Raw genomic sequence first — 16,236 nt, forward strand, 5'->3', positions numbered from 1 at the left:
ACGCCACGGGCTGCGGGGGCGCCATGAAAGAACAGCGGACACAGGTCCATGAATCGGTGGTCGAGTTCGTCGAGAACTACCTATCCCTGGTCTACCGACGCAAGGTGGCCGATAACGGCATGGCCTGGTGCCCCGAGTGGTGGCGGCACCCCGAGGCCGTAGCACGCCTGGAAGCGCTCTGGCAATCTTGGGAACGCTATCGGCTCAATGATGAATTGGGTTTATCGCTGTGGTTCCTCGACCATGCCGATAGCCATATGAACGTGTTGTTCCATCCCAACGGACCGTTCGCCGGATGCTCCATGCACAACGGGCACACCGACCGCGTCTGGCCGCTGTCGGTGAAATCACCTCCCCCCGAGACCTTTTCACCCACCGCCTAGTCGCGTTTGTTTGAAACGGCTTGTGGTCAACTAACGTTCATGCAGTGCTAGGACATTCACATGCGACCAGTGGCGCTTTCGCCTGGTCGGCGGCAGCGGCGACGTTGCCCATCTCGGCGTTGGTATATCCGGTATTGCCCAGTGGGGATGCGCATCTCGGCGCCGTCGAGGTATTGCTCGGCACCTTCCTGACGGCCGGGGCCGCACTGCTACCCGATGCCGACCACCCCAACGGCACCATCGCGCATGTTCTCGGTCCGATCTCCTATCACCTGTGCCGCTTGATCTCCTGGATCTCGGGCGGACACCGGCACGCCACACATTCGTTCGCCTTCGTCATCGCCGTCGCCTACGCAACCTGGGCGGGCGAACATTGGATCGGCCGCTATTTCACCCTCGGCCTGGTCTTCTTCCTGCTCGCCCTCGCGGTACGGGCGCTACACCTGTGCCCCTCCGGCGAGGGCATCGAAGCCTGGGGAACGGTCATCATCCTCGCCGCAGCCGGAACCTTCGCAATGGACCACTGGATCACCGACAAACCATCATGGCTACCGTTTTCCGTCGGCCTCGGCGCACTCGCTCACCTTGTCGGTGATTGCCTCACCGACAAGGGCTGCCGACTCTTCTGGCCCTTCTCCCTGCGCACCAGCGTCCCGATCATCGAGCGAACCGGCAACAAGGTCGAAACCTGGATCCTGTCACCATTGTTCACCCTCGCAACCCTCGCCGTACTGTGGCACGTCTTCACTGTTAACCCCTAGCGGTCCGGTTCGTTGGAGACCGACCAGCTCGGTCTCCAACGACCTCCGCTACAGCCACAGCCTCCCCTCACGATGCCCCACTGGGTCGTCCTTGCTGCTTTGGTTCTTTGGTGAGTTCGTCACGCGTAACGGCAGAGTATTTCATAGATCAATTCGCATATCCAGATACACAAATGATTATTGCGGCGAGTTAGATGATCTCTTCCAACCCACGGATCACCCGTACCCGTCTGCAGCCAACTACGGTTCGAGCACACCTGATTGTCGCCGTCAGCAAAACGTTCAGCGCTGGAAGCTGGACCGTTCCCGGTTCGGTGGACACGGGGGTCGATGTCGCCCGGTAGTACGGGAGTTTGGTGTTGGGTTCGACGCGGCGTAGTTTCACCGAGGAGTACAAGGCTCAGGCGGTAGCGTTCGTTCTGGGTGAGGGGCGGCCGGTGGCCGAGGTGGCACGCAATATCGGCTGTCACGAGATGACGTTGAGGAAATGGGTGAAGAGGGCGAAGGAGTCCGGAGCCGAGGATGGTTCCGGGGATAAGTCGCTGACCGACTCGGAGCGGGCCGAGTTGGAGCGGTTGCGTGCGGAGAACGCGGAGTTGAAGATGCAGGTCGCGTTCGCAAAAAAAGTTGCGACCTGGTTCGCGAAAGACCAGCGGTGAAATTCGCCGCGATTGCGGACTGGGCGGCTTCGGGTGAATTCGATGTGGCGTTCATGTGCCAAGAGCTGGCGGTGTCACGGTCGGGCTATTACGCCTGGTGTGGGCGCGGTCCCAGCGACCGCGACACCACCGACGCCGGGCTTATCCGGCTGATCCGCGCGATCCACGTCAAGCTGCGCGGCAACCCGGGCGTGCGCCGGGTGCACGCCGCGCTGCGCGTTGCCGGGCACCGGGTCTCACGCAAGCGGGTGTGGCGGCTGATGCGTGCGACAGGGCTGCGGGGCAGGTATCCGAAACCGTTCCGGCGCACCACGATTCGTGGTTGCAAACCGGTCGATGCACCGGATCTGCTGGGGCGTGACTTCACCGCGGCGGCAGCGAATCAGCGCTGGTGCGGCGACATCACGTACGTGAAAACCTGGGCCGGGTGGGCATATCTGGCCACCGTGATCGACCTGCACAACCGGGCGGTCATCGGCTGGGCGATCGCCGACCACATGCGCACCGGCCTGGTCACCGATGCTCTCGATATGGCCATGGCGCGGCGGCGGCCGCCGGCGGGAGTGATATTTCACAGCGACCGCGGCAGCCAGTACACGTCAAGGGAATTCGCTGATTTCTGCCGGAAGAATGGTGTCCGGCGTTCACTCGGCCGCACGGGTTCATGCTTTGACAATGCAGTCGCGGAATCGTTCTTCGCGACCTACAAGAAGGAGCTGGTACATACCCGTCCGTGGCCGACCCTGGCGTCGTTGAGGAGGGAGACATTCGACTGGATCGAGTCGTACTACAACACGCAACGAAGGCACTCGACGCTCAATTATTTGACGCCACAAGAATATTCGTTAGGGTACAGGGAAATCAGTCAGATCGCGGCATGATCCCGTGTCTACGAAACCGGGAACACTCCAAGCATTCCTGCACCCCCCTCGATATCACCGCAACCCCAAGCCCCCTCCCCCACGCTTCGCACCAGGCCCTTCCAACACACGACTTCACCTCCCCCAACCGCCACTCCCCACACTGCAACACGCCCCCAGCCCCCCAGAACATCGGCCGAGAATGCGCTGGTGCACATGCACTCTCGACGTTTGCCTGCATGGTGATCGTTCGTCCAAGGCTTGTGGCCCCTCTCCTCTAGGCAGCGTCCGGCGAAGCCGGACGTAGATGTGTCTTGCAGGCGGCTAACATGCGTAGATGCGCATATCTACGTATGATCATGTCTGTTGTGGTGGTTGGTTCGATGTGGCTGGTTGCCGATGCCGGGATAGGGTGAGCCATGGTCGCTGGATCGACAATGCAGCCGCAGCGCTGGACACCGCCCACTGCCCCGCCCCGCGCTCGCGAAACACGCAGCGCCACACCACTTCCCCCGGTCACCCGACTGGAACTGCCCGGCGCAGGGCCCGAGGATGTGGTGCGTACCATGGAGGGCCGGGTTATTGCGGGGGTCGATGATGGTTCGATCTACAGCATCGACCCTGCGGACGGTGCGGTAGCCCTGCTGGCGAATACCGGCGGCCGACCGCTCGGGATGCATGCCGACACAGATGGGTCGATTCTGATCTGTGACTTCGATCGTGGACTGTTGCGCCTGGACACCGCGGGCACACTCGATGTGCTAGTGGACGAGGTCGATGGTGAACCACTCCCCTTCGCCAGCAATGTGGTTCGCGCCGACGATGGCACGATCTACTTCTCGTCGTCCTCGCGACGCTTTCCCCTGCACCAGTGGCGGGGCGATCTGCTGGAGCATTCCGGCACCGGCCGCCTGTTCCGCCTCGATCCGTCCGGCAAGCTCGAAACTCTCATCGACGGACTGCAATTCGCCAACGGCGTGGTCCTGTCCCCCGACGGTTCTTGTGTGCTCGTCGCCGAAACTGCGGCCTACCGCGTGACCCGCTACTGGCTCAGCGGCCCCAAGGCGGGCACCCACGACCTGCTGATCGAGAACCTGCCGGGCTTCCCGGACAATATGGCACTGGGCAGCGACGGCTTGGTGTGGATCACTCTGCCCTCGCCGCGAAACCCATTGCTGGACCGCCTACTCCCCCTCCCCGGCATCCTGCGGCGCATCGTCTGGGCGCTACCGGAATGGCTGCAGCCCAAGCCGCCGCGAACGGTCTGGGTGCTGGCGGTCGACTTCGACGGGAATATCGTGCACGACCTGCAGACCGAGGGCACCGACTATGCCCTGGTCACCGGCGTCGTCGAACACAATGGGACGCTCTACCTCGGTAGTCTCACCGAATCCGCCGTCGCGGTGAGCCACGTGCCGTCATAGCGGCGGAGAGTGTTGTCCGCCATGCGCTTTCGGACCTGCCGGCGCGAACTCGGTCGGCCGTTGTCGAAACTCGACGACCGTGCGTCGATGCGATCCGACTCGACACGACGAAGGGGCGACGCCGACGCGGAAAGGTGACTTCGGACCGGCACACCTCAGCACTGAACGAAGTGCGCACCGTCGTACGGCGGCCCTGAATTCGGCGGTACGCGGATTTCAGTGAACAGTTGTACACTGAGGATATGACTGAGGGTGGGCGACAGCGGCAGGCGGAGATCCAGGCACTCGCGCGGTTGGCGGGTGACGAGATCGGTGGGGCCGTCGATGGGATCGCGGCGATGCATCGCGCCATTTCCGATCGGGTGTTCGCGGCGGTGCGGTTGGGGGTCGGGCCCGCGGCGCAGCCGGTCAAGGTGGTGCACGACGCGATCACCGACGGGGTGTACCGGCTCGTCGGTGGTACGGCGGTCGCGGCGGGGGCGCTCGCGGAGCGGGTCGTGGATGTGCCCGGCGCGCCGGTGCCGTCGCGCACGGTGTACGGGTCCGGATTCCTTGCGGCTCTCCAGGGTTTGATCGGTGACAGTCTCGAAGACGAGCATCCGATCCTGGCCGGGCCGATGACGTTTCGGATCAATGGCGAGCCGGTCGCACCCGGGTGGGTGGGCGATGTAGTGCCGCACCCGCGCCCGCGGATCGTGGTCTTTCTGCACGGCTTGGTGGAGACCGAACATGCGTGGCGGCTCGGCGGGCGGCCCAGCTATGCCGAGCGGCTCGAAGGCGATCTCGACTGCACGACGCTGCTGGTCCGGTACAACAGCGGGCTGCATATCTCCGAGAACGCGCGGCTGTTGAATGGGATGCTGCAGCGTCTGGTCGACAACTGGCCGGTGCGGATCGAGCAGATCGCGCTGGTCGGTCATTCCATGGGCGGGCTGATCGCGCGGGGCGCCTGCTATGACGCCGACCGAGCCGATCTGCCGTGGGTGCGCCGAGTCCGGCATATCGTGTGTCTCGGATCACCACATTTGGGCGCACCGTTGGAACAGCTCGTCCACTACGCGTCCGCCGCTTTGGTACGGGTGCCGGAGACCCGGTCGTTCGGGCGGCTGCTGCGCCGTCGCAGTGCGGGCATCCGCGATCTGCGCCAGGGTTCGCTCGTCGACGAGGACTGGCAGGGCCTGGACACGGACGCATTGCGCCGTAGGGTGATTCGCGAGGTGCCGCCGCTGGACTGCGCCGACCACTATTTTGTCACCGCCACGGTTACCCGCAGCCCCCGTCACCCGCTCGGGCGTATTGTCGGCGATGGCCTGGTCCTGCCCGCCAGCGGTTCCGGCCGAAACCGGGTCCGCCGCATCGGTTTCGACGATGCCAATGGCCTGCACATCTCTGGAGCCCACCACTTCACGTTGCTCAACCACGACGCGGTATACGAGGCGCTGGTTCATTGGCTCGCCGATGGTATGCGCCAAGAGTCGATGCGCTGCGGTTGAACCGCATCGCGTGGCGTCACCCACCGCGCCAATCCACTCAGCAGGACAGACCTGCCCTCGCACCGCACGGTATCGGCCCGATCACGTCGAGGCAGAAATATCGTCGATGATCCGAACATCGACAGGTCTCCAGAAGCGCGGCACGCCATCGACCTCGCACAGCCCCGCCGAGAACTCGGGTAGTGGGAACTCAACCGCACCACGGACCGACAGCGCGGCGCGTCAGTCCAGTAGGGCACTACGAATAGACCACAACGCCCACTCCCCGGTGTTCCACGGACGAGAGTGGGCGCTGCGAGCTGTCGGTTCGAGCCGGAACCGCTGCGGCACAGCCGCGTTCGGTGACCGCCCCGGTCAGAACAGCTGGTCGGAGTGGGTGTCGGCTTCACCTCGCACATCTGCGGCGAATTGGGCTTCGACCTGCGCGTCCGCACCCGCGGCGTGGGCCGCGTACAGCAGCAGACAGCCCCGGATGCCGTCGAGGAGGTCTTCGAGGAGATCGAGTGCCGGGCGGGTGGGATCGAGGCGGCTGATGCGGAATTCGTCGAGGAGGGCGGAGCGGGTGGCGCCGTCGAGGTCGAATTTGCGGGCCTGCTCCTCGATTTCGGCGACGCGGGCCACCACGGCCCACGGCGCCGGCACATGCCCCTCGGACACGGCCATGGCCTCGGCGATCAGGTCGACGACGATCTCGGTCGGGGTCTCCCCTGCGGTGAGGCGTTCCAGCACCAGGGTCGGGGTCTCGACTTGCAATGCCTCGATGTCGTCGGCCTCGACGACCACGTCGGCGGTCGCCACACCCGCGAGTTCGCCGGCTACTTCGGCGGCGGCGTAGAGCCAATGCGCGGCCGCGACGGAGGCGGAGGCGGGATCGAGTTCGGTGAACAGTTCGATGGTGCCGAGCGGGTCGGCGCGCAGCAGTTCGTCGGCGGCTTGCACCTGGGCGGGTGAGACGTCCGGGCGCGACAGTTCGACCGCTTGGCGGGCGCGGCCGGACAGGTCGCCGAGTTCAGCGGATTCGATGGCGGCCTGTTCGGTGCGGACCTCGGCCGCGATGGTGTCGCGCAATGCGGAATCGTCGATGCCGTGCAGGGTGCGGCCCACCCGATGCGCGGATTCGACCACACCGCTGTAGGAGACGATCAGACCGTGCTCGGTCGGCAGGTTCGGGGTGCGGATCCCGGCCTCGACCTCCTTGAAGTTGCGGCGCTCCTCCGCGCGCCGCCAGGCTTCGCTATTGGGGACGTCGGGATCACCTGCGGCGCTTGCCGGATGGGTGTAGGTGCGCCATTGGAAGCGGGACAGGGTGGTCAGATTCGACGCCAAACTCGTTGCCTGGTCGGGGTTTATCGGTGGCAGCTGGGCCACCGTTGTCGCGAGATCGCCGCGTCCGGTCGCCCAGATGGCGACCAGGGCGTTGCGGTCGGCGTCGAATGCGTATCGGGTCACGCACGCCAGTTTTCCCGATCGGCCGCCGTTGCGCGCGCGATCGATCGCTTCGATATCCGGTTGTCGGCGTTTCGGGTGTCCGATGTCTGCGCTCCCATGTCCCTGTGCGGCGCGGCCGCGCTGCCGCCATCAGGCCCGTTGCCGGGGTCGGGATACCACGGTGGACAGCTGTGGGTACCTGGGAGGATGGACGGTATGACTCTCGATCACGGTGATCCGGGCGACGCGCCTTCGATTCCACAGCCGATCGCGCCGGTGGTGAATCCCGCCCGGCCCTCTGCGGCCGAGGAGGCCAGAACCGTTGCGGCGGGGACGAATATCGCCACCTTGGCGAGTTTGAGCGAGGATGGCGGGCCGTGGGCGTCGTTCGTCACCTATGGGCTGCTGGCGGGGCAGCCGGTGCTGTGCGTCTCGCAGATGGCCGAGCACGGGCGCAATCTGACGGCCGACCCGCGGGCCAGCCTGTCGGTGGTGTCGCCGGAGATGCCCGCCGATCCGTTGGCCGGAACGCGGATCACGCTGGCCGGTGTGGTGGAGCGTCCGGTCGGTGCCGAGGCGGATGCGGCGCGCGAGGCGCATCTGACGGCGGTGCCCGCGGCGAAGTACTACGTGGATTACAGCGATTTCTCGCTGTGGGTGTTGCGGGTGCGGCGGATTCGCTGGGTCGGCGGGTACGGGCGGATGGATTCGGCGAGCGCCGAGCAGTATCTCGCGGCCGCCCCGGATCCGGTCATTCCGTTGGCGGTGCGGGCGATCGCGCATCTCAATGATGATCACGCGGATGCGCTGTTGTCGATGGCACAGGTGTTGGGCGGGTATCCGGACGCGACCGAGGCGAGCTGTGAACGAGCCGATCGGTATGGACTGGACCTGCGGGTCGTGACACCGCGGGGCGTGGCGCGGACCCGGGTGGGCTATGTGACGCCGATCGATTCCGCGGGCGAGTTGCGGTCGGCGACAGTCGAATTGGCGCGGCTTGCCCGTGAGGGGTGATAGCGCACGCATTACACCTGGGGGGCTCGAGCGCTAGGTTGTCGGGTCGATAAGAAGGCCATCACTTGGAACCATCTCGGCGCCTGCGACAGCGGTCCGCATCGGGGCCGTCAGCTGTCGCGGCCCCGGACGGATACCTCTCGACATGGTTCGAATGGAGCCTCGCTCACCCTGACGCCGACCTCATCGGCTGATGCAGCCGTCGGTCGGATGCGCTGGAGCCGCCCCAGAGCCGATTTCGCCCGTCACGCAATGGGTTTCAAATGCACCGGCAGGCACAGCGGTCCGGAGGTCATTATCTGGGGCGGGTACGGGAGCTGTTCGGGATCGCTGGCCAGGCCCAGATGGGGGAATCGGCCGAAGAGTGTGGACAATGCGATACGGATCTCCAGCCGGGCCAGGGGCGCGCCGAGACAGACATGCGGCCCCCAGCCGAAGGCCAGCTGATCGCGGTGATCGTGATCGATATCGAAGGTATCGGCATCGGGATAGTGCTCCGGATCCCGGCCGACCCCGCCGTACCACGTGATGAGCGCACCCGCGGGAATATCGACTCCGGCGATCGTGACATCCTGCAGGGGATAGCGGAGATTGACGGTGAACACCGACGAGCGGTAGCGCAGCACCTCTTCCACGACATCGCTCCACCGGTCCTCGGCGTGGGCTTTGGCGAGTTGTGCGGGGTGGGTGCACAGGGTGATGATCGCGTTGCCGAGCAGGTGCACGGTTGTCTCGTGCCCGGCCGCGATCGCCAACCACAGCATGCTCACCATCTCGTCGGTTGTCAGGCCACTGCTGTCGGGCTCGAGCAGCGCCGTGGTGAGATCGTCGCCGGGCGTGCGCCGTTTGCGCTCGATCAGCTCCGCGAGGTACGCGGTCATCGCCTGCATCGCTGTCTGCATCTGCTCGGCGGTGCTGGTGTGCGATACCAGCGTGGTGGTCCAGTCCCGGAGCAGCTCTTGTTCGTCCTCGGGTACTCCGAACAGCTCGCAGATCACCCGCACCGGCAGCGGGGTATTGAACGCGGAGACGAGATCGACCGGGCTGTTGTCGAGGGGGAAGGCGTCGATCAGTTCGGTGGTGATTCGCTGGATCCGCGGTTCGAGCGCAGCCACTCTGGCGGTGGTGAATGCCTTGCTGATCGTCTTGCGCAGCCGTCGGTGATCCTCGCCGTCCTTGTTGAGCATGTGGTCCATGTCGGTGAGGGTGCGCATCGGCCAATCGGCCGCGATGGTGCCATCGTGCAGTGCCGGGCAGTTCTTGGCATTCTTGCTGAAGAGTGTTCCGTCACCGGCGAGCAGCTCGCTGGCGGCGCGATGACTGACCGCCGCCCAGACCGCAACGCCTCCGGGAAATTCGATGGGAACGATCGGACCGCGCTGGCGGATGCGGTCATAGGTCTGTAAGACCGTCTCGCCGGGGGTGGGCAGCTGGATGGCAGGTTCGGTCATGTCAGCTCCAATGGTGTGATCGACAGGTGGCACGACTGATGGTGTGAGCGCGTGCCAGGTCAGTGTCGATCGCGGCCGGATGGGTGGCCGGGCGAATCGGTATCTTGTGCCTGGTAATCGAATTCCGACGCGCAAGAACATAACTCACTAGACGGCGGGACGAATCTCTACGGCACTGACGCAGGCCCGGTAGTACCGCCGCCCATTCGGTGGCCTGAGCACATCCTGCGGTATGGCTCGGATGACCGAAGCCGAGATGGATCGGGCATTGCGGGTGCTCATGGAGCGAGTGACCGGGTAGCGCTCTTTGTCGCGGTGGTAGTTGGGCCGAGACCCCCTGTCGGCCGGACCGACTCGGCCAACCTGCGTTTGCGGAATTCTCGCGGTGTCTCGCCGTATCGTGCCTTGAAGGCGGCGGAGAACCAGGTGAGGGTGAAGCCGCTGCGCGCGGCGACCTCTCCGATTGTTGCTGTCGTCTGGGGGTTTTCGAGCATGGTCCGAGCCGCCCGCAGCGCTTCGTCCTGGCGGACTTCCCGATACGTGGTGCCCGCCTGATGCAGTGCGGTGCGCAGCTGTCGCGGCGACCAGCCCAGTGCCCGCGCCGCCTCGGGCAGCCGGAGGTCGGCTGCTCCGATGTGCTCGCGCACGTACTGTCGTACGGTCTCGGCGAGCTCTGTCAAATGAGTCTGCTGCGGGCGGGTATCACCCGCGGTCATCATGCAGAGCAGCTCGGCGATCCGGTCGCAGACCGCGTTGAACTCCCGGCTCGTCAGCGCGGAGCGTTCGGCATGCAGATCGCGGATCATGCCCGCGGCGATCCTGCCGAGACCCGAGCCGAGGTCGAGTACCGGCTGTCGTAGGCCGGGTCGGGCGAACTCGGTGCGCGGTACCTGGAAGCCGTAGGCCACTGACGCGGGGATATGCAACCGGCACTGTCGATCCAGTGCCAGCACCGCGGCCTGCCCCGGTGTGATGCGGGTGATTCCGTGCTCGTCGGCCGCGGCGAACTGTCCCCGCTGCGGGACGACCACCCAGTAGAAGTCCTCGGCCGAAACCCGACGGATATTCGACGGGGTGCGGAAGGCCAGCCGGTCGCCGGGCTGGTCCCAGCGCAGCAGGCTGTACGTGGTCGTCTGCTGCACGGTCATGCCCACGTGCCAGCATTCGGGTTCGCGGTAGCGATGATCCATCGGGACGAAACTGTTTGCGGTTTCGGTCCATTCGTCGACATCGGCGATGTCGAGCTCGTAGTACTCCATTGCGACACCTCGAATGGTTCAGCCGGTGACAATGATGATGTCGGCTCCGCTGAACAGCAAGTCGGACGGGCGTGTTCGTGACGGCTGCTGGCCATGTGCAGCACGCCGGAAAGGTAGCGGCGCGTCGATGCGATCGCAGGATCGCCGAAGTTGCTCACCGCGGCCGATGGCGGCCACATATCGCCCGGCCGGCCGGGCGGTAATCGGCGCGGTCGTGGAGGTTCCCGGTGACATGGTGGGTACCGAAGCCGGGCGGTGTGTTGCGGGCCACCCGTTCCGCTGCGAGCAGGGCGAGAATACCGGCGCCGGCCAGCATTGCTTCCGAGTGGTGCGCTCCGCCGAGGTATCGTTCGGTCAGGCTCACGCACAGGCCGTCGGTGGCCACCTCGACGGCCGCGGCCGGGAATAGTCTCCGCACCGCTGTGACGATGTCGAATCCACTGCGCCACTGGGGAATTGCCGCTGGGGCGATCATCCCGGCCGATTTGTCGATCGGCCCTGGGCAGGCAATGCCGACCGCGGTGATCTCGTCGTCTCCGGCCACGTCGAGCAGCAGATCCCGGCAGCCGTCCCACACCGCATCCGCCGGTATCGGGATTCGCTGAATATGCCGGGTGTCGGCGCCGCCGTCCACTCGGCTCGCGGCGAATTCCGCAGGGCCGATATCCAGTGCCAGAACAGTCATGAATCAGCCACCACCACAACGCCTTTCACTCTGGTTGTGCAATGCGGGTAATAGGCGGGGCCGGCTCACTCCTGGGGCCTGCAAGGTCGGTCGGTGCGCCTACCGGAACAGTGTCGGGCACCGGTGCTCGCCGCTTCGGTCGAGTACACATTCCGTGCCGACGAACGCAGATTCACTGCCCCTCAGCGTAAAACGGGTGGGTATTCGTGCCGGCTCGACCGAGCGGCGATCACCGCCACCTACAGCAGGCGCATCAACCAATCGACGCGCGAGCCGACCCGCACCGGGGCCGTCCGGACATGTCGAGATGGATCGAAGAAGCGCGACACCACTGCCTTCTGGGTCGGCGTGGTCGCCGCTGCCAACGACGGCACAGACATTGGCGCGGGTCGGGCAGCGCCGACCCGTTCGATCGCGTTCAGGTCGGTCAGTTCTTGCAGCAGCGGCATACCGCTTGTCGTTCAGGACATCTGATCCGCACCGGAATCCAGGGGGCTCACCCTCGAAGCCGAGAATCCGACGGACGACTTCATCACCCCTGCGAAAGGCTTCTGCACTAACGGTTTTCGCGACACGCATAGTACCGAGGGGTTTCTTCGGCGGTATGCCGCGTTGTCGCGTGCCGGTTCAATCTGGTTCATCCCCAGTTTGGTTGCCGCGAAGGGGCACCGGTGTCACCCTAACTGATGTGGTTACGCCCGAGCGGACGAACCAGGCCGGATACGCAGAGATCACCCCCGCCTACCGACTCCTCGACATCGTGCACGCCACGGCGCTCGCCCGCGCCGAGCGGCGGCTGCAGCGTGAGTTCACGATCTTGTTCGATGCCAACACGATTCACCGTTACCTCCACGACTCCTACGCCCAGATCGGGGCGCGCGCGGCCGTGAAGCTGTATCTGCCATTGCTGGCCGAGCGCTTCGCTCGGCAGCAATTGCACGCTCGTGCGAAGGTGGAGGGCCGCATCGAACACACGAAACCGGTGGTGTTGTTCCTGTGCGCGTTCAACGCCGGGCGTTCGCAGATGGCTCTGGGCTTCTTCGAGCATTACGCACAGGATCGCGCGCTGGCCTGGTCCGGCGGGTCCGAGCCGAGCGGCGCGCTCAACGCGGCAGCCGTCGCGGCCATGGCCGAAGTGGGTATCGACATCTCCCACGAGTTCCCCAAGACCTGGACCGACGAGATCATCCTGGCCGCCGACATCATTATCACCATGGGATGCGAGGACGCGTGCCCGCTGATACCCGGCGTCCGGCACGAAGACTGGATCGTCGATGATCCGGCCGGGCTGCCGGTGGCCGAGGTGCGGCCGATCCGCGACGATATCGACCAACGCGTGATCGACCTGCTGGCCAGCCTCGACCTCGTGGTAACTCCTTGACCGTTGGCGGTCGCGGCGGCATCCGCACTGGGATTGGCCGTGGCGCACGATTCACCCACGGGATGCGAGCGGCGAACGGCGGATCGCGAAACCGGCCAGCGCCAACATCCACACGCTCCACAGCACATAGCCGAGGAAGTTGAGCTGCTGCGCGGCCGGGACTCGCCACGGCGCAGCGACACCGGTCAGGATCAGGATGGCCGCGGCCACCCCCAGGGCGGTGAACCAGCGCGGGAAACCGTTGCGCGACAATGCCGTTGCCACCAGCACGGTCCAGGCGGCGGTCAGCGCGTAGCCGCAGGTCTCCCCCAGTGCCGAGCCGAGCACTCGATTCCACAGCTCGAATTCGTCTGTCGCGGCAGAACTCTCGCCTGCACCGAGGGCACGGTCGGCGAGCGAGGGTACCAGCAGCGGCCAGCGCAGCAGACCGACCGCCTGCACCACACCCGCCGCCGCACCGGCCCGCACGGCCCACCGCATGCGCGGCGAATCATGGAGTCGCCCAGCCAGCACCGCGATCGGGACGAACAGCACCGCGCCGAACACCAGCACCGAGAACCACGACACCACCGCGGCCTCGTGTGCTCGGAACAGCGACAGCACCTCCGCGCTCGGGCGCGACAGCACACGCGGGTAGTCGAACACCGCACCCAGGCCGATGAAACCGGCGTTCATGCAGACCACGGCCGTCATGATCGGCAACGCGACGCGCGCCGATAGGTGGTCCGCAACCTTCGAAGTGGACATCGTCCGTGCGCCATTCACTGCCGGGCGGCGAGGTCGGCGGCGGCCCGGAAGGCATCGACGGTCGCGCGCAGAGAGTCCTCGAGCGGGGTGGGGTCGAGGGCGAAATGCGCCGTCGCGGCGGAGGAGTCCATGACGAACGGGCGATCGAACTGATAGCGCAGTTCCCGGATCTCGCGGGCGGCCGGAACGAACAGGCCCGCTGACCAGAGCATCGCCGCGGGCATGCGGGTGACCCGGGCGGGTGGGGCCGCCGCGACCGTGGCGAGCAGCTCGGCCAGGCCGCGCACCGACAGCGGTGCGGCCGAAGGCACGTGCCAAGGCCTGCCCCAGGTGGATTCGTCTGCGGCCACCGCGACCAGCAGGCGGGCCACATCGGCGGTGGCGGTCCAGGTGTGCGGTGCGTCGAGATCGGCCGGGACCAGGGCGCGCCGGCCGGACAGCACCGCCGGGAGCAGCAGGGTGGTCGCCGCGGAGGCGGCGCGGGGGCCGAGGTAATCGGAGCCGCGCACCTCGGCGGTGCGAATGCGGCCGGCCTCGTGCGCGGCCTGCTGCTCTGCCCACATCTCGGCGCGCACGCGACCCTTCACCGAATTCGGGCGCAGCGGCCGGTCTTCGGTGACCGCGACGTCGAATTCGCCGTAGCCGTAGAGGTTTCCGACGGTGACCAGCAGCGCCCCGGACAGTTCCGCGGCGGTCAGTACCGCGCGGTGCAGCGGCGGGAAGTCCTGCGGCCAGCGGTGATAGGCCGGTTGGGCGCACTGGTAGACGGCGGTCGCGTCCAGGCAGTGGGCGACCAGGGCAGATGTGTCGGTGGCGTCGGCGGTGACACGTTCGACAGCCGGGTGCGCGGGGCCGCAGCCGCGGCGGGTGATCAGGCGGACGTGCGCGCCGCGGCTCGCGAGCAGCAGTGCGGTGGCGGTGCCTACGGGGCCCGCTCCGATGACGACGTGCAGGGACATGAGGTCCTCGATCCGGTCGGGGTGTTCTTCGTTAAGAACGGTGTTCTCGGTGACGATTCGACGGTAAGCGAGCACAGCGTTCCTAGTCAAGAACACTGTTCTCCTGATCGTCTACTGTTCTCCAAAGGGTTTCCCGTTCGCTACACTGCGGATATGTCCGCCGCATCCGTGCGCGCCCGCGTCCGCACCGAAATGATCGAGGAAATCAAGGCCACCGCCCGGAAACGGCTGGCCACCGATGGCGCCGGACTGTCGCTGCGCGGAGTCGCCCGCGACATCGGCATCGTCGCCTCCGCGCTCTACCGCTACTTCCCCAGCCGCGACGACCTGCTCACCGCGCTCATCCTGGAGAGCTACGAATCGCTGGGCAACGCCGCCACCCGCGCAGCCGATGCCCGACCGGCCGGCGATCAGCGCGCCCGCTGGCTCGCAGTATGCACGGCCGTACGAGACTGGGCCACCGCGAATCCCACCGAATACGGCCTGCTCTACGGCAGCCCCATCCCGGGCTACGACGCACCTCGCGACACCGTCGCGCCCGCCGCCACCGTCGTCCTGCTGCTGGCCGGGATCGCCGCCGATGCCGAAGCCGCTGGCCTGCTACGGCCCGCACCACTGGCCACGCCGCTGCCCGACACCGTGCGCGGCGATCTCCGCATGCTCATCGACCAGCAGGGGTCCGGGCTGCCCGAAGAGGTGCTCGACCGCGTATTCCTCGGCTGGACACAGCTTTTCGGGCTCGTCACCTTCGAGATCTTCGGCCGCCTCGACGGCACCATCAATGCCGTCGGCGACTACTTCGAACACCAGATGAATCTGGTGGCCGACCTGATCGGCCTGCCCGCCTGACGTTCGGGCGAACGGCTGCCGGTCACGCAGACCTTCCGGCCACCTTCGGACAGGGCGATGGAACTTCACCCGTTCCGGGCTGTTCGCGCCCGACCGCACCATCACGGCCCCAGCTCTACCTGAAGCTTCGGCTGGGGCGGCAGCAGGCTGGCGGACAATCGCTGCGCGGTGCGCTCGTCCATGCCGAACATACGCAGCATGTGGAAGGTCATCTCGTCGGTGAGCGCTGCGGCGTCGGCATCCGGCTCGGCGTCCAGCAGTTGCAGCAATCCGAGGAGCGCCCCGCCCACGGCCATGACCGCCTTGTCCGGATCCATCGGTTCGAAGCGTCCCGCCTCTTGTGCGGCGATGATGTCGCGGCGCGCGCGTGCGGCCAAACCCTCGTCGGACAACAGGATCGACATGCCGGAGTGCAAGATCACCCGCACCACTTCCGGGAACTGCCGTTGCAACCGCCCGGTCATTCGGAGGCTCACCGCGAACACCTCGGCCGGATCCTCGTAGACCGCGACGATGTCGTCGCGCAACTGGCTGTAGACCTCTAGCGCCGACCGCACGGCCTGGTCGAACAGTTGTTCCTTGGAATCGAAGTGGTTGTAGAAGGAGCCGAAACCGACGCCGGCCGCGTCGGTGATCTCCTGAACGCTGACCGCGGATCGGCCCTCGGCCAGGAACTTCTGCGCGGCACCGAGCAGAGCATTGCGAGTGCGCTCGCGGCGCCGATCGATCCGGTTTCGAACCACGGGTTCGGAAGTCATCGGGCCTTCTTTCGTCATAGCTCCATACATGCATCATATCTGATGAAATAGTCAGATAAGATGCGAACGTTGAACAGGACGCCGCGGGGTGATCGCTGGAACCTCGCGAGATAGACGCGGTCATG

General features: G+C 66.0%; 17 protein-coding genes. 9 read left to right on the plus strand and 8 right to left on the minus strand.

Annotation, left to right across the window (positions count from 1 at the left end; translation table 11 throughout):
• Positions 1-23 precede the first annotated feature (23 nt).
• From ACQP0C_RS22060 to ACQP0C_RS22085, 6 genes are all read left to right on the plus strand, one after another.
• The gene (locus ACQP0C_RS22060; RefSeq protein ID WP_433722621.1) at positions 24-383 is read left to right on the plus strand and encodes a DUF4913 domain-containing protein; all 360 of its coding nucleotides are present in this window, start codon (positions 24-26) and stop codon (positions 381-383) included.
• Between the two features lie 44 nt (positions 384-427).
• The gene (locus ACQP0C_RS22065) at positions 428-1,144 is read left to right on the plus strand and encodes a metal-dependent hydrolase (protein WP_433722623.1); all 717 of its coding nucleotides are present in this window, start codon (positions 428-430) and stop codon (positions 1,142-1,144) included.
• Between the two features lie 356 nt (positions 1,145-1,500).
• On the plus strand, positions 1,501-1,803 hold the full coding sequence (locus ACQP0C_RS22070) for a transposase (RefSeq protein ID WP_433722624.1): 303 nt from the start codon (positions 1,501-1,503) through the stop codon (positions 1,801-1,803).
• Entirely contained in the window at positions 1,800-2,684 is an 885-nt protein-coding gene (locus ACQP0C_RS22075; protein ID WP_433722626.1) for an IS3 family transposase, read from the plus strand. The genes ACQP0C_RS22070 and ACQP0C_RS22075 overlap by 4 nt, the downstream gene beginning before the upstream one ends.
• A 398-nt stretch (positions 2,685-3,082) precedes the next feature.
• Positions 3,083-4,087: an SMP-30/gluconolactonase/LRE family protein gene (locus ACQP0C_RS22080; RefSeq protein WP_433722628.1), complete on the plus strand. Its 1,005-nt coding sequence runs from the start codon at positions 3,083-3,085 to the stop codon at positions 4,085-4,087.
• Between the two features lie 242 nt (positions 4,088-4,329).
• The gene (locus ACQP0C_RS22085; RefSeq protein ID WP_433722629.1) at positions 4,330-5,580 is read left to right on the plus strand and encodes a lipase family alpha/beta hydrolase; all 1,251 of its coding nucleotides are present in this window, start codon (positions 4,330-4,332) and stop codon (positions 5,578-5,580) included.
• Between the two features lie 354 nt (positions 5,581-5,934).
• Here the strand turns inward: ACQP0C_RS22085 and ACQP0C_RS22090 are convergent, their stop codons facing one another.
• Positions 5,935-7,029: a hypothetical protein gene (locus ACQP0C_RS22090; RefSeq protein ID WP_433722631.1), complete on the minus strand. Its 1,095-nt coding sequence runs from the start codon at positions 7,027-7,029 to the stop codon at positions 5,935-5,937.
• 195 nt (positions 7,030-7,224) lie between these two features.
• On the opposite strand from ACQP0C_RS22090, the gene ACQP0C_RS22095 reads away from it, so the two are divergent.
• Positions 7,225-8,022: a HugZ family protein gene (locus tag ACQP0C_RS22095; protein WP_433722633.1), complete on the plus strand. Its 798-nt coding sequence runs from the start codon at positions 7,225-7,227 to the stop codon at positions 8,020-8,022.
• Between the two features lie 245 nt (positions 8,023-8,267).
• On the opposite strand, the gene ACQP0C_RS22100 is transcribed toward ACQP0C_RS22095, so the two are convergent.
• The 4 genes from ACQP0C_RS22100 to ACQP0C_RS22115 all read right to left on the minus strand — a co-directional run bounded on the left by ACQP0C_RS22100 (position 8,268) and on the right by ACQP0C_RS22115 (position 11,866).
• Positions 8,268-9,473 carry a cytochrome P450 family protein gene (locus tag ACQP0C_RS22100; protein WP_433722635.1) on the minus strand — a complete coding sequence of 402 codons (1,206 nt, stop codon included), beginning with the start codon at positions 9,471-9,473 and terminating at the stop codon, positions 8,268-8,270.
• Between the two features lie 278 nt (positions 9,474-9,751).
• Positions 9,752-10,732, minus strand: coding sequence for an AraC family transcriptional regulator (locus ACQP0C_RS22105; RefSeq protein WP_433722637.1), 981 nt, complete (start codon positions 10,730-10,732; stop codon positions 9,752-9,754).
• A 154-nt stretch (positions 10,733-10,886) separates the two neighbouring features.
• Positions 10,887-11,417 carry an ROK family protein gene (locus ACQP0C_RS22110; protein ID WP_433722639.1) on the minus strand — a complete coding sequence of 177 codons (531 nt, stop codon included), beginning with the start codon at positions 11,415-11,417 and terminating at the stop codon, positions 10,887-10,889.
• Positions 11,418-11,656: 239 nt separating this feature from the next.
• Positions 11,657-11,866, minus strand: a complete 210-nt coding sequence (locus ACQP0C_RS22115; RefSeq protein WP_433722641.1) for a hypothetical protein — start codon at positions 11,864-11,866, stop codon at positions 11,657-11,659.
• Between the two features lie 281 nt (positions 11,867-12,147).
• Between ACQP0C_RS22115 and ACQP0C_RS22120 the strand changes: the two genes are divergently transcribed.
• Positions 12,148-12,798 carry a three-helix bundle dimerization domain-containing protein gene (locus ACQP0C_RS22120; RefSeq protein WP_433734619.1) on the plus strand — a complete coding sequence of 217 codons (651 nt, stop codon included), beginning with the start codon at positions 12,148-12,150 and terminating at the stop codon, positions 12,796-12,798.
• A gap of 51 nt (positions 12,799-12,849) precedes the next feature.
• On the opposite strand, the gene ACQP0C_RS22125 is transcribed toward ACQP0C_RS22120, so the two are convergent.
• Together ACQP0C_RS22125 and ACQP0C_RS22130 are read right to left on the minus strand one after the other, a co-directional pair.
• Positions 12,850-13,545 (minus strand): DUF4386 family protein, encoded by a 696-nt coding sequence (locus tag ACQP0C_RS22125; protein WP_433722643.1) that lies wholly within the window; start codon positions 13,543-13,545, stop codon positions 12,850-12,852.
• Positions 13,546-13,559: 14 nt separating this feature from the next.
• Positions 13,560-14,594: an NAD-dependent epimerase/dehydratase family protein gene (locus ACQP0C_RS22130; RefSeq protein WP_433722645.1), complete on the minus strand. Its 1,035-nt coding sequence runs from the start codon at positions 14,592-14,594 to the stop codon at positions 13,560-13,562.
• 63 nt (positions 14,595-14,657) lie between these two features.
• On the opposite strand from ACQP0C_RS22130, the gene ACQP0C_RS22135 reads away from it, so the two are divergent.
• Positions 14,658-15,353, plus strand: a complete 696-nt coding sequence (locus tag ACQP0C_RS22135; protein WP_433722647.1) for a TetR/AcrR family transcriptional regulator — start codon at positions 14,658-14,660, stop codon at positions 15,351-15,353.
• A 101-nt stretch (positions 15,354-15,454) separates the two neighbouring features.
• On the opposite strand, the gene ACQP0C_RS22140 is transcribed toward ACQP0C_RS22135, so the two are convergent.
• On the minus strand, positions 15,455-16,111 hold the full coding sequence (locus tag ACQP0C_RS22140; RefSeq protein ID WP_433722649.1) for a TetR/AcrR family transcriptional regulator: 657 nt from the start codon (positions 16,109-16,111) through the stop codon (positions 15,455-15,457).
• Positions 16,112-16,236: the final 125 nt, after the last annotated feature.

The organism is Nocardia sp. CA-129566, from assembly GCF_050956075.1.
In the GTDB taxonomy this organism is placed as follows: Bacteria; Actinomycetota; Actinomycetes; order Mycobacteriales; family Mycobacteriaceae; genus Nocardia.

Excerpts from the sequence above, each read along its gene's own strand:
- ACQP0C_RS22085 (WP_433722629.1), top strand. The coding sequence starts at position 4,330 with ATGACTGAGGGTGGGCGACAGCGGCAGGCGGAGATCCAGGCACTCGCG.
- ACQP0C_RS22135 (WP_433722647.1), top strand. The coding sequence starts at position 14,658 with ATGTCCGCCGCATCCGTGCGCGCCCGCGTCCGCACCGAAATGATCGAG.
- ACQP0C_RS22105 (WP_433722637.1), bottom strand. The coding sequence starts at position 10,732 with ATGGAGTACTACGAGCTCGACATCGCCGATGTCGACGAATGGACCGAA.
- ACQP0C_RS22100 (WP_433722635.1), bottom strand. The coding sequence starts at position 9,473 with ATGACCGAACCTGCCATCCAGCTGCCCACCCCCGGCGAGACGGTCTTA.
- ACQP0C_RS22125 (WP_433722643.1), bottom strand. The coding sequence starts at position 13,545 with ATGTCCACTTCGAAGGTTGCGGACCACCTATCGGCGCGCGTCGCGTTG.
- ACQP0C_RS22140 (WP_433722649.1), bottom strand. The coding sequence starts at position 16,111 with ATGACTTCCGAACCCGTGGTTCGAAACCGGATCGATCGGCGCCGCGAG.
- ACQP0C_RS22095 (WP_433722633.1), top strand. The coding sequence starts at position 7,225 with ATGACTCTCGATCACGGTGATCCGGGCGACGCGCCTTCGATTCCACAG.
- ACQP0C_RS22115 (WP_433722641.1), bottom strand. The coding sequence starts at position 11,866 with ATGCCGCTGCTGCAAGAACTGACCGACCTGAACGCGATCGAACGGGTC.
- ACQP0C_RS22080 (WP_433722628.1), top strand. The coding sequence starts at position 3,083 with ATGGTCGCTGGATCGACAATGCAGCCGCAGCGCTGGACACCGCCCACT.
- ACQP0C_RS22110 (WP_433722639.1), bottom strand. The coding sequence starts at position 11,417 with ATGACTGTTCTGGCACTGGATATCGGCCCTGCGGAATTCGCCGCGAGC.
- ACQP0C_RS22060 (WP_433722621.1), top strand. The coding sequence starts at position 24 with ATGAAAGAACAGCGGACACAGGTCCATGAATCGGTGGTCGAGTTCGTC.